Genomic DNA, 12,326 nt, shown 5'->3' with positions numbered 1-12,326 from the left:
CCTCCTCACGGTGACCACGGCGCTCGTTGCCGCCACGGTTGCCGCCTTCGTAACCCCCGCGTTCACCTCCCTCGTTCCCCTTCCCGAACCCGTTCCCGTTCCCGTTCCCGAACCCGTTCCCGTTCCCGTTCCCGAACCCGTTCCCGTTCCCGTTCCCGTTCCCGAACCCGTTCCCGTTCCCGTTCCCGAACCCGTTCCCGTTCCCGTTCCCGTTCCCGTTCCCACCGTCACTACCCAGCGGAGCCACGGCCGGAGCGGCCTGCTGGACGGACGGGGCAGCCTGGGTGGATCCGGCGGCCGAGGCATAGGTAATGCCGGTGGTGGCGATGACCGCAGCGCCCACTGCGGCAGCGGTCACGGCGACAGTACGCGTCTTCATGTCACTTCTCCCTTGTCTCTGAGGGTCGACCGGGCAACCGGCCTGATATGAACGTACTTATGGCGCCTTTAGCTGTCATTTCGGATGTGCCGTCAGAGGGCCGACCGGGTGTACGCACGGCCCGCACCGCACACAGATCAGCACATGACACACCGTCAAAAAGTATGACAATAGGCCTATTTGGAATGCGGTTAGGCCTTCTGGGCGACTTGATGACGCCCGCTCACCCTGTCGGCAGCACGCCGCCCGGTTCCAGCAGACCGAAATCCGCGCCCCGCCGCCCTGAACAGCCGTCATCGGCCCCCACCCCACCACCTCGACCGCCGCAGCGGCCGATTGCACCCCTCTCGCGCACCAGGACGACGCCGGCACGCCGCGCACGTTCTGCGGGCGCGCCACCCAGTCCGCCGACGAGACGCTCACCGACCCGGCCTGTCGGCGTAGTCCGGCAGTCATCACCCAAGCGCCTGTCGGACGCATCACCCGCAAGAGGTCACGTCACTTCCGGAGCGCGTGTCCCTTATGCCCCCTCTGCGGCAATGTGCTAGATAACTGCAGTAATCCGGTGCCCCACGCCGGACCCGCGGGACGGCCCTGATACCACGCCGATGGTGTCAGGGCCGTCGTCGTTCGGTGAAGGCCGCCGGCACGGTGGCGAGGTCCAGCGGGATGATGGCGCTTCTTGAATCCGGCTGTGGCCGCAGTTCCGTGAATCCGCAGGTCTGATACCGCATGCTGGAGCGTTCGGCTGGGGGGGTTCGTCGGCCGTGGGGACTGCGCGCTGGAAAGCGTGCAGTTCCGGAAGATCGATGGGCGGGTGGAACGGGTGGACACCACCGCGGAATCTCTTCAAGCTGCTGGAACTGCTCGAGGCGTCGCCCGTTCCTGAGCAGTCTCCACGCGTGCTCGGCGTGAACGAGTTCGCTGTTCGTAGAGGCTGTACCCAGGGCGCTGTCCCGGTCGACGTCGAGGCCGGACGCCTCGCGGATGTGCCGCCCGCGGGGCCTCGGAGGCCTTCGCCCACTCGATCCCGCCTGGGACTTCGACGACCGCAGCAGGATCACTCCCCCTCACATGGTTGGTCCTTGAAGTTGTGAGGAGGGTGGGGAGCGGCGAGCGATCCTGTTGCGCTCGATGGCCTGAAGGTGTGGGACCGTCGACCGTCAGGTCGACGGTCCCGGTGACCGTCGTCGCCAGAATCCGGTTCAGGCCGCGATGGGAAGCCGGATCGCCTCCGTCTCATACCCCCATGCCGTACGCCACCGCCCACCTTGGCCACCACTGAAGGAAGCCGCGATCCACCCCGCCCCAGCCCGCAGACACGGACGAACCGGAACCCAGCCCACGCGATCAGACCCGCACCCACCGTGCCTCAGCGCACAACAGCCGACCGCGATCGGACAGCCGGCCCTTCACCAAGCAGCTCCAGAGCCGCGGGCACGGACGTTGGACGGGAGACGGCCCCGAATCCGGGCTCGGATCTGCCGGGGTCGGCCGGTGGGGGGACGATGGACACACCGGAAAGGGGCATGCACGGGAGCCAGGGCAGCGAGGCGGTTCACGCGGGCGGTGTGATGGACCTCTGAGGGGAAGGAGGGTCCGGCCGTGACTGAGGCCGACGGCCTGCAGGGTGACACCGACCCGGGGGCGGCTGATCCTTCGGCCGCCCCGGGCGGCCTGCTGGATGTGCTGGGCGTGGCAGCGGTGGTCCTGAACGCCGAGGGCCGGGTCGCGCTGTGGAGCCCGCAGGCCGAGGAACTGTTCGGTTACACCGCCGGGGAGGCACTGGGCCGCAGCGCGATCCACCTGCTCATCGCGGAAGAGCATCGGGACCAGGTGGTGAACCTGTTCGCGCAGGTGATGGCCGGCTTCGGGACCTGGGCCGGAGTGTTCCCGGTGCGCCACAAGGACGGCAGCACCCGGCTGGCCGAATTCCACAACATGCGTCTTGAGGACGAGAACGGCCGGCTCTACGCGCTGGGCATCGCTTCCGACCACGCCACGCTGCAACGCCTGGAGCGGGATCTGGCCTTGTCTGTGCGCTTGGTGTCGCAATCCCCGATGGGCCTTGCGGTCATGGATACCGACCTGCGGTACGTGCTGGTCAACCCGGCGCTGGAGCGCATCAACGGCGTGCCCGCCGAGCAGCACCTGGGCCGGCGCGTCGGCGAAGTGCTGTCGTTCCTCAACGCCGACGCCACCGAATCGGCGATGCGGCGCGTGCTTGCGGACGGCGTACCTCGACTGAACCAGTTCACCACCGGCCGCACCACGGCCGACCCTGAAACGGAGCACGCCTGGCGTGTGTCGATCTACCGGCTGGAGGACGCGTCCGGGCAGGTGATCGGCCTGGCCACCTCGGTCGTGGACGTCACCGAGCAGCTGCAGGCAGCTGCCGCCGCCGTCCGGACCCGGCGGCGCCTGGCCCTGATCGCCGACGCGTCCGCGCGGATCGGCACCTCCTTCGACCTTGAGGTCACCGCCCGGGAGCTGGCCGACGTCGTCGTGCCGGAGTTCGCCGACATCGTCGCCGTCGACGTCCTCGACTCCGTGCTGGGCGGCACGCATCCCCACGACGGCGGCGACACGGCGTCGTTCCGCGCGCTCGCGGTGAAGACCGCCTACCCGACATCCGCGGTCCGGGCCGCCGACCCGGTCGGCGAGCTGGCGAGTTACGACGCCACCCGGCTGGTCACCCAGTGCGAGAGATCCGCCCGCCCCGTCCTGGTGTCCCGCGTGCGGGAGAGCGACTTCGCCCGCATCGCCCGCGACGCGGACGCCGCCACCCTGCTGAAGGAGGCGGGGGTGCACTCCTATCTCGCGGTGCCACTGATCGCCCGCGGCGAGGTCCTCGGTGTCCTGGACCTCAAACGCGCCCGCAACCAGCAGCCCTTCGACCACGACGACCAGGTCCTCGCCGTCGAACTCGCCGCCCGTGCCGCGGTATCCATCGACAACGCCCGCTGGTACCAACGTCAACGCCGCGCCGTGCTCACCCTGCAACGCCACCTGCTGCCTTCCGAGCCCGCCCCCAGGCCCGGCCTGGAGATCGCCTACCGATACCAGCCCGCTGCGGCGGCCGACGAGGCCGGCGGCGACTGGTTCGACGTCATCCCGCTGCCCGGTGAGCAGACCGCGCTGGTGGTCGGCGATGTGATGGGCAGCGGCATCAACGCGGCCGCGACCATGGGCCAGCTGCGCATCGCCGCCCGCACCCTCGCCGGACTCGGGCTGGAACCCGATGCAGTCCTCACTCAACTCGACGACATCGCCGCCGGCCTGGACGGTGCCATGGCCACCTGCGTCTTCGCCGTCTACGACCCGCACCACCCGTGCTGCCGCATGGCCACCGCCGGTCATCTGCCCCCCGTGCTGACCCGGCCGGGTCACGCGCCGGAACTGCTCGACCTGCCCACCGGAGCCCCTCTGGGTGTCGGCGGCGTGCCGTTCGAGACGGTCGAGTTCCACCTGGGTACCGGCGACGAACTGGTCCTCTACACCGACGGGCTGGTCGAGACCCGTGACCAGGACATCGACATCCGTCTCCAGTCACTCACCGACCTGCTCAGCCGCCCCCGCCGCCCTCTGGAAGAGACCTGCGACTTCCTGCTGGGCGCGCTGCGCCACCAGGACGACCACGACGACGTAGCCCTGCTCATCGCCCGGATCCGACATCTGCAGTCCGGGCACGAGCTGTGAAGCCACGGCGCGGCACCCTGACGAGCCCGCCCTGCTGCGGACCACTCGTGGCCTGGACGGGGCACGATCCCCGGCGCCGTGGCCGGGAGCCGCATACCTACGACTCCGAGGGCATACCCATCGCCTCTCGCATGGGCGGGGCGGACACTCCACAGGTGGGCGGTGACTGTATGAGGGGGGTCGGCGTCGCATCGTGGCCATCGAATGGGGGGGACGCTCGGCATCGGTCAGGTCAACCTCAACGGGTGCGGCAAGGGCGGCCTGACGCCCTTCCTGGACTCCCCGCTACCGGTCGGGTGGCGTTACTGTGAAGCCTCTGCGCAGGGACGCGTTGACAGCGGTTGGCAGCCGACGTATCCCGGAATCTGAGGGTGAAAGGCACGTTCGAGGCCGAGACCGGTCGGCGTGGTTGCCGACCCCGATTCACCGGGCCCGGACACCGCGACCCAGGTGCCGCGGAGCAGCCCTGGCACCTTCCCGGAGAGGGCAGGGAGAAGGAGCGGAATCATGGCACGCTCGATCGGTATCGACCTCGGTACGACGAACTCGGTCGTCAGCGTTCTGGAAGGCGGCGAACCGGCTGTGATCCCGAACGCGGAGGGTGCCCGGACAACCCCGTCCGTCGTGGCATTCGCCAAGGGCGGCAACGTGCTGGTCGGCGAGGTCGCCAAGAGGCAGGCGGTGACCAACGTGGAGCGCACCGCCCGGTCGGTGAAGCGGCACATGGGCGAGGCGACCTGGCGGTTCCCGGATTCCGGCAGCGTGGACGGGAAGCGCTACACCGCGCAGGAGATCTCCGCGCGAGTCCTGCAGAAGCTCAAGCGCGATGCGGAGGCCTACCTGGGTGAGGACGTGAGCGACGCCGTGGTCACGGTGCCCGCCTACTTCAACGACTCGCAGCGCACCGCCACGAAGGAGGCCGGGGAGATCGCCGGTCTGAAGGTCCTGCGGATCGTGAACGAGCCCACCGCCGCGGCCCTGGCGTATGGCCTGGACAAGGAGAGCGACCAGACGATCCTCGTATTCGACCTCGGCGGCGGCACGTTCGACGTGTCCCTCCTGGACATCGGCGAGGGCGTCGTAGAGGTGAAGTCCACCAACGGCGACACTCACCTTGGCGGCGACGACTGGGACCAGAGGATTGTCGACCACCTGGTGAAACAGTTCAAGAACAACTACGGAGTCGACCTCGGCAAGGACAAAATGGCCGTCCAGAGGCTGCGCGAGGCCTCGGAGAGGGCGAAGATCGAACTGTCCGCGGCAACCGAGACGACCATCAATCTTCCCTACATCAGTGCCTCCGCCGAGGGGCCTCTGCACCTGGACGAGAAGCTCACGCGCTCCCAGTTCCAGCAGCTCACCGCGGACCTCCTGGAGCGCTGCAAGAACCCGTTCCACCAGGCCGTGAAGGACGCGGGGATCAAGGTCTCCGGAATCGACCACGTCATCCTGGTCGGCGGCTCCACCCGGATGCCCGCTGTCACGGGCCTGGTGGAGGAACTGACCGGCAAGGACCCGCACAAGGGTGTGAACCCGGACGAGGTCGTCGCCATCGGCGCAGCCCTGCAAGCCGGTGTCCTGAAGGGCGAGGTCAAGGACGTCCTGCTGCTGGACGTCACCCCGCTGTCCCTGGGTATCGAGACCAAGGGCGGCATCATGACCAAACTGATCGAGCGCAACACCACGATCCCGACCAAGCGCTCGGAGATCTTCACCACGGCCGAGGACAACCAGCCCTCCGTCCAGATCCAGGTCTACCAGGGGGAACGCGAGATCGCGTCCTACAACAAGAAGCTCGGCGTGTTCGAGCTGACGGGCCTGCCGCCGGCCCCGCGCGGCCTCCCGCAGATCGAGGTCGGTTTCGACATCGACGCCAACGGCATCATGCACGTCAGCGCAAAGGACCTCGGCACCGGCAGGGAGCAGAAGATGACCATCACCGGTGGTTCCGCGCTGCCCAAGGACGACATCGAGCGGATGATGCGCGATGCCGAGGCCCACGCGGAGGAGGACCGCCGCCGCAAGGAGGCCGCCGACACCCGCAACCAGGGCGAGCAGCTCGTCTACCAGACGGAGAAGTTCCTCAAGGACAACGAGGGCAAGGTCCCCGGTGACGTGAAGACGGAGGTGGAGACCGCGCTCACCGAGCTGAAGGAGAAGCTCAAGGGCGAGGACACCGCCGAGATCCGTACCGCCACCGAGAAGGTCGCGGCCGTCTCCCAGAAGCTGGGCCAGGCGATGTACGCCAACGCGCAGGCCGCGGGTGGCCCGCAGGCCGACGGCCAGCCGGGCGCCGAGCAGGCCAGGGCCGATGACGACGTCGTGGACGCGGAGATCGTGGACGACGACACTGCGAAGGGAGGCACGTAATGAAGCAGTCGGCCCAGCCCCCGCGTCCGGATCTCCCACCTCCCGTGGTCATCCACGACCGCAGCGGCATCGATCCCGTCCCTCCCCCACCCCGCCGACCCGAAGGGCAGGATTCCTCATCGTCGCCGCACACGGCAGCGACGGCCGACCCGGCAGCTGGGGGCAGCCGCGCCGCCCACAGTCCATCCGGTCCCGAGAATCGGATCCGGCAGCTTGAGGCGGACCTGGCCGAGCGCACCGCGGACCTGCAGCGGGTCAAGGCGGAATACGACAACTACCGCAGGCGTGTGCGGCGGGACCGCATGGCGATCCGGGAGGCGGCCGTCGCCAACGTCCTGGCCGGGCTGTTGCCCGTCCTGGACGCCATCGACCGGGCCCGAGCCCTTGGCTGCGTCACGGATGGCTTCCACCAGGTCGCCCGGATTCTGGAGTCCCACCTCGCCGCGCTGGGCCTGCACAGCGTCGGCGAAGCAGGCGAACCATTCGACCCCCACATGCACGAAGCCCTTACCTCCACCACCGATTCCGGCACCACCGGGGCGACCTGCGTCCAGGTGCTGCGCCCCGGCTACCGGGTCGGCGCACACCTGGTGCGCGCGGCACAGGTGGCCGTGGCCGAGCGGCCGACTCTGGGCCCACCCCCGCCCCGCTGAACACCGGCGGGCCATGAGCGGTCGCGCCGCAGGACGTGACCGGCCTACCGGCGGCGAGCCGACAGCTGTTGCTGTCGGCGGAAAGGATCACTCACTGGCTGCCGAGCTGTCCGAGGGGACGACGCCCTTCGGTGGCGGTGCAGCGACGAGTGGTACGAGTTCTACGCCGCTCCGCGGACGGGAGTACGGGTGCTGGCCTCGGCCGACGAATCGTCCTACGAAGGCGGCCGGATAAACACCGAGCAATCCTCTGGCGTGGTGCCACGAGCAGCTCGGAGGACGCGTGTTCCACACCGCCCTGGGGCACGACGCCCAGGCCTTCTCCGACCCGTTGTTCCGGGCCCATGTGCGGGGAGGTCTGCGCCACGCGGCGCGGCTCGGCAGGTGACCTCGCCGTTGCGTCCCACGGTCTGCCGCCGCCCGGGGGTGGGACGGCAGACGGTTTCCTTGACCGAAAGCCCCATGTCCTCCGGTGCTGGGCCCACCTGTGGCCGGCCGCCTCACTGAACTCGGCCGGGGACGTCGCCGCGAGGATCGCCGTCGTCACGACGGGGAACGCCGCGCTGCATGCCGGAGTCTGCGGAGCGGTCGGCGCGGAGGCGGGCAAGCAGCACTGTCACCTCCCTGATGGCCCCCCGGTCGGAGGGCCGGTCGAGGCAGGACATAGCGTGTGCGGTGGAGAGTACTAAGCCAAGCCTTACTTCCGCTGACTCTCTGCCCGCGTTCAACCTCCCCATGGAACGAAGGAACAACAGCCCCATGACACGCCCCGTCCGCGTCGCCATTGTCGGAGCCGGCCCCGCCGGTATCTACGCAGCCGACGCGCTGCTGAAATCCGAGTGCGCACTGGACCCGGGTGTATCGATCGACCTGTTCGAGCGCATGCCCGCCCCCTTCGGTCTGATCCGTTACGGAGTGGCCCCTGACCACCCCCGGATCAAGGGGATCGTCACCGCGCTGCACCAGGTACTGGACAAGCCGCAGTTGCGGTTGTTCGGCAACGTCGACTACCCCCATGACATCGGCCTCGACGAACTGCGCTCCTTCTACGACGCAGTGATCTTCTCCACCGGAGCCGAAGCGGACCGCCCCCTCGACATAGCGGGGATCGACCTCGACGGCTCCTACGGTGCGGCCGACTTCGTCTCCTGGTACGACGGCCACCCCGAGGTGCCGCGGACCTGGCCCCTGACGGCCGAGAAGGTCGCCGTTCTCGGTGTGGGCAACGTGGCCCTGGACGTGGCGCGCATGCTCGCCAAGACCGCGGACGAGCTGCTCCCCACGGAGATCCCGGCGAACGTATACGAAGGCCTCAAGGCGAACAAGGCGCTGGAGGTGCACGTCTTCGGGCGGCGCGGTCCCGCGCAGGCCAAGTTCTCCCCGATGGAGCTGCGGGAACTGGACCACTCCTCCAACATCGAGGTCATCGTCAACCCCGAGGACATCGAGTACGACGCGGGCTCGATCGAGACCCGGCGGGGAAACAAGCAGGCCAACATGGTCGCGTCCACCCTGGAGAACTGGGCCATCCGGGACGTGGGCGACCGGCCCCACAAGCTGTTCCTGCACTTCTTCGAGTCCCCGGTCGAGATCCTCGGGGACGACGGCAGCGTGGTCGGCCTGCGGACGGAGCGGACGGAGCTGGACGGTACGGGCAACGTCCAGGGCACGGGGCGATTCACCGACTGGGATGTCCAGAGCGTCTACCGAGCGGTCGGGTACTACTCGGATGAACTGCCGAAGCTTCCGTTCGACCCCGCCTCCGGCACCGTCCCCCATGTCGCCGGACGGGTCATCGAGGGCGCGGAACCAATGCCCTCGGTGTACGTCACCGGGTGGATCAAGCGGGGGCCGATCGGCCTGATCGGGCACACCAAGGGCGACGCCAACGAAACGGTCGCCTGTCTGCTGGAGGACCGGGCCGCCGGCCGACTGCCGGCCCCGACGCAGCCCGATCCGGACGCGGTCGTCGCCCACCTGCGGGCGCGCGGTGTCCGCTACACCACCCGTGACGGCTGGCACCGACTGGACGCTCACGAGCAGGCTCTCGGCGCGGAGCAGGACCGCGAGCGCATCAAGGTCGTGGAACGCGGCGCCATGCTGGACGCGTCCGGCGCCTGACCGTACGGCCGGGTCACCGGTGGTCCCTTCGGAGTGGACCACCGGTGACACACCAGGTTGCGGAGAGCGTCGTGCGGGCGGGCCGGCCTGCGGGCGTTGAAGACTGTCGTCAATGGTGGAACGATTCCGGGGAACCGGTCGCCCCGCCATCGGAGGAAACGCCTCGATGAATGACGAACTCCGCCCCACGGCCGCGACGGTCTTCGACACTCTCGGAGCCGACTACGAGCGAGCCTTCGCCGCCTCGTCGGCGCACCGGGCCTCGCTGGAACGTCTGCTGGCCCAACTCGCCCCGCGCAGCCGGGTCCTGGACGTGGGCAGCGGAACGGGCCGGCCGACCGCACAGAGTCTGGCCGACGCCGGTCATGACGTACTGGGAGTCGATGTCTCACCGGTCATGGCGGACCTCGCGGCCCGGCAGGTGCCCGGGGCGACCTTCCAGTGCGCCGACATCCGTGAACTGACGCTGGAGGAGGAGAGTTTCGACGCGGTCTGTGTCTACTTCTCGCTCCTGCAGATGTCGCGAGAGGAACAGTCACGGCTGCTCCGGCGGCTCGGGCAGTCGCTGAGGCGCGGAGGCCGCCTGGTCGTGGCAACGGTGCCGCTGGACGTGGAGGATGTCAGCGCCGTGTTCATGGGCCAGAAGGTGCACGTGACCAGCTTCGACGCCGATGAGTTGACCGTGGTGGTGACCGAAGCGGGTCTGACGGTGCAGTGGGAACAGAGCAGTGTGTTCACCCCGTCCCACCCGGCGGCGGTACCCGAGCCGCACCTCTTCCTGCACTGCGTGCGTAACTGACGCACGGCGATGATCGGCGGATGCCGATCCGTGTGGAGGCGGTGGCCCGGGTCGGGCGGGGCCGATGAGGGTGCGCGTCCACTCTGCCGTGGGAACGGCGGTGGCCCTCCGGCGCGGCGCGCCGGAGGACGTGGGCGGACGGCACCATGCCGAATGGAGCGTCGACGAGAACCCAGGACGATGATCTCCGTGGCGAGTCGGACGAGTCGCCCCTGTCGCCCACCCCCCTTCTGCGAAAGTTCGGTGCGCGCGGGCGGGTCACGTACGGACGTACGCGGAAGTCGCTCCTCCAGCGGTTCCTGTTGTCGTTGCAGCAGACGTAGCCGCGCTGACTGTTGAAGAACTTCATGAAGAGGTTGTCGCTCAGCGGCGGGGCGGCGAACGCCATATCGGCTTGCCAGAACCCCGTCCCCAGCGCCAGAGCGGCCGCTCCGGAATGGTACCGGCCGAACAACGCTGCGTCCGGGCTGCGCGATCTCGCTTCCGCGGCAGGACTGATGGCCGTGGCGGACGCGGCATCACGGCTCGCAGGCGGCGGCCTGGTGCATGGCCACAGCGGGGCCGTGTTCCCTGCGGCCGTGATCGCGGCGCCGGTCCTGCTGGACATCGTGGAGGGCGGGCACCCCTCGGCCGCACGGGCGGCGCTGGGTCCGCTCGACGAGTCCCTGTCGTCCTACCCGTTCGCCGGGGACACCCGGATCGGGACGCCGTACGGCGTGGCGGTCCCGGTTTGCTGCGCACTCGCCGACCACATCCGTGCACGGCGCGAGCTGCTCTCCGCTCACGGCAGCGCCGGCACGTCGTCGCTCGCCGACGCGGCCGGGCACTGGCGCTTCGTCATCGACTGCTGTGCCGGAACGGGCAGCGACACGTCGGCGACGGCGGCGTCCGCCAGTCGGCACTCCTCGACCAGGCGCGCGTGCAGCGTGGCGCGTGCCCGCCGCTTCGCGGCCGAGTGCGGCTTCGCGGTAGTGGCCGTCGACGCACCCGCCCATGGCGACCGGCCGCGAACCGAGGAACACAACCGGCTCATCGGCGAGATGCGGAACCGCATGGAGACCGGTGGGGACGTGGCTCCGGTGCTCGCCGAAGTCCACACCCTCATCGCCGGCCGGAGCGTCCCGGAGTGGCGGACGGTCGTGGACGCGGTCCAGGAAGTCGACCACGTCGGCGCCGGCCCGGTGGGCTACTGGGGCTGTCGTCGGGCTGCGGGCTCGGCGTTCCGTTCGTCGCCGCCGAGCCCCGCGTCCGCGCGGCGGTGCTGGGTACCTCGTCGTGATGACGGACGCCCACGGAGTGACGTCCGCCATCGGCGGCATCAATTCAGAGCAGACTCAGGCCCTCGACCGGCTCGCCTTCTTGGCGGGACGGCACGCAAGCGTCATCGCCGCGGACTGGCACGCACTGACTCAGGTGCTCTCGAGGGTCGTACCGCGCTCGGCCGGCTGACGGGTCCCAGCAGGTTCGAGGAGGTTACGGCGCAGCGCGGCCACCAGTTCGTCGTCCACGCCGAGCCGGTCGGCCGCGTAGCCGCGTACGGAGCCGTGGGCCGCGGCGAGATCCGCCAGGAAGAAGCGCATGATGTCGGCGGGCGCCCTGCCGTAGCCGGGCCAGTTCGGATCCTGGTTGCCGTGGTCCGCCCGCCAGTCGGCAAGGAGCCGCTCGGTGGCGAGTCCGGTGAGGGCGAAGTCGGCGACGATGTCGTCCTCGCCCACTCCGATCAGGGACAGCACGAGGGCGGCGAGCAGACCGGTGCGGTCCTTGCCGGAGGCGCAGTGGAAGACGACGGGCCCGCTGTCGTCTGCCGCGATCACTTCGAGTGCGCGGCGCAGTTCGGCGACCCCGTCGTGGGCGACCTCGGTGTAGCGGTCGGCCAGGAAGCGCCCGGTCTCCACCTCCGGGCCGAGCGCCGCCTGGTCGTACGGCCGGTGCTCGATGCTCAGATGGTGGTAGCGGAGCCCAGGGGCGTCGGGCACCCGCCCCTTGGCGTCGATCTCCCAGTCGTAGCGCAGGTCGATGACACTGCCGATACCGAGGGTCAGAAAGCGGTCCCGGTCCTCGCCCCGGAGCTTGCCGAGCGAGTCGGAACGGTACAGCCGGCCCCACCGGACTGTGTGCCCGTCGGCACCCTGATATCCACCGACGTCGCGGAAGTTGTGGAGTCGCGCGAAGTGTATGTGTCTGTTCACAAAGCTGAACCCTAGGTCCTGGCGTCAAACTGCCGCGGCCGCCCTTGGAGCGACGACGGCAGCGGGCAGCACGACACCTTCGTGCGCGGGCCGTACAGCAGGGAGCTCCTGCCCGT

The 12,326-nt window shown here is 69.4% G+C and carries 9 protein-coding genes and 1 pseudogene; 7 read left to right on the top strand and 3 right to left on the bottom strand.

Annotated elements, in window-relative coordinates; translation table 11 throughout:
- Window positions 1-358 (bottom strand): hypothetical protein (locus AB0I23_RS40295; protein WP_436847071.1); only part of this gene is annotated, 358 nt, incomplete at its 3' end.
- A 1,626-nt stretch (window positions 359-1,984) separates the two neighbouring features.
- On the opposite strand from AB0I23_RS40295, the gene AB0I23_RS40290 reads away from it, so the two are divergent.
- The 6 genes from AB0I23_RS40290 to AB0I23_RS40265 all read left to right on the top strand — a co-directional run bounded on the left by AB0I23_RS40290 (window position 1,985) and on the right by AB0I23_RS40265 (window position 10,021).
- Window positions 1,985-4,078: a SpoIIE family protein phosphatase gene (locus AB0I23_RS40290; RefSeq protein ID WP_436847070.1), complete on the top strand. Its 2,094-nt coding sequence runs from the start codon at window positions 1,985-1,987 to the stop codon at window positions 4,076-4,078.
- Window positions 4,079-4,585: 507 nt separating this feature from the next.
- Window positions 4,586-6,448 (top strand): molecular chaperone DnaK, encoded by a 1,863-nt coding sequence (gene dnaK, locus AB0I23_RS40285; RefSeq protein ID WP_359118101.1) that lies wholly within the window; start codon window positions 4,586-4,588, stop codon window positions 6,446-6,448.
- Window positions 6,448-7,101, top strand: a complete 654-nt coding sequence (grpE, locus tag AB0I23_RS40280) for a nucleotide exchange factor GrpE (RefSeq protein ID WP_359118099.1) — start codon at window positions 6,448-6,450, stop codon at window positions 7,099-7,101. The genes dnaK and grpE overlap by 1 nt, the downstream gene beginning before the upstream one ends.
- 283 nt (window positions 7,102-7,384) lie before the next feature.
- The gene (locus AB0I23_RS40275; RefSeq protein WP_359118096.1) at window positions 7,385-7,489 is read left to right on the top strand and encodes a hypothetical protein; all 105 of its coding nucleotides are present in this window, start codon (window positions 7,385-7,387) and stop codon (window positions 7,487-7,489) included.
- A 371-nt stretch (window positions 7,490-7,860) separates the two neighbouring features.
- Window positions 7,861-9,222, top strand: coding sequence for an FAD-dependent oxidoreductase (locus AB0I23_RS40270; RefSeq protein ID WP_359118094.1), 1,362 nt, complete (start codon window positions 7,861-7,863; stop codon window positions 9,220-9,222).
- Between the two features lie 166 nt (window positions 9,223-9,388).
- Window positions 9,389-10,021: a class I SAM-dependent methyltransferase gene (locus AB0I23_RS40265; protein WP_359118091.1), complete on the top strand. Its 633-nt coding sequence runs from the start codon at window positions 9,389-9,391 to the stop codon at window positions 10,019-10,021.
- A 518-nt stretch (window positions 10,022-10,539) separates the two neighbouring features.
- Here AB0I23_RS40265 and AB0I23_RS40260 read toward each other — a convergent pair.
- Entirely contained in the window at window positions 10,540-10,806 is a 267-nt protein-coding gene (locus AB0I23_RS40260) for a hypothetical protein (protein ID WP_359118106.1), read from the bottom strand.
- Window positions 10,807-10,947: 141 nt separating this feature from the next.
- Here AB0I23_RS40260 and AB0I23_RS40255 point away from each other — a divergent pair.
- Window positions 10,948-11,288 (top strand): annotated as a pseudogene (locus AB0I23_RS40255) (alpha/beta hydrolase); the annotation flags it as partial.
- A gap of 142 nt (window positions 11,289-11,430) precedes the next feature.
- Here AB0I23_RS40255 and AB0I23_RS40250 read toward each other — a convergent pair.
- Window positions 11,431-12,210 (bottom strand): tyrosine-protein phosphatase, encoded by a 780-nt coding sequence (locus AB0I23_RS40250; RefSeq protein ID WP_359118088.1) that lies wholly within the window; start codon window positions 12,208-12,210, stop codon window positions 11,431-11,433.
- Window positions 12,211-12,326 lie beyond the last annotated feature (116 nt).

Source organism: Streptomyces atratus (genome assembly GCF_040655115.1).
Classification (GTDB): Bacteria; Actinomycetota; Actinomycetes; order Streptomycetales; family Streptomycetaceae; genus Streptomyces; species Streptomyces atratus_D.
This window is presented reverse-complemented; position numbering and strand designations above follow the sequence as displayed.

Coding starts and splice junctions, on each gene's coding strand:
- AB0I23_RS40265 (WP_359118091.1), top strand. CDS start 9,389: ATGAATGACGAACTCCGCCCCACGGCCGCGACGGTCTTCGACACTCTC.
- grpE (WP_359118099.1), top strand. CDS start 6,448: ATGAAGCAGTCGGCCCAGCCCCCGCGTCCGGATCTCCCACCTCCCGTG.
- dnaK (WP_359118101.1), top strand. CDS start 4,586: ATGGCACGCTCGATCGGTATCGACCTCGGTACGACGAACTCGGTCGTC.
- AB0I23_RS40270 (WP_359118094.1), top strand. CDS start 7,861: ATGACACGCCCCGTCCGCGTCGCCATTGTCGGAGCCGGCCCCGCCGGT.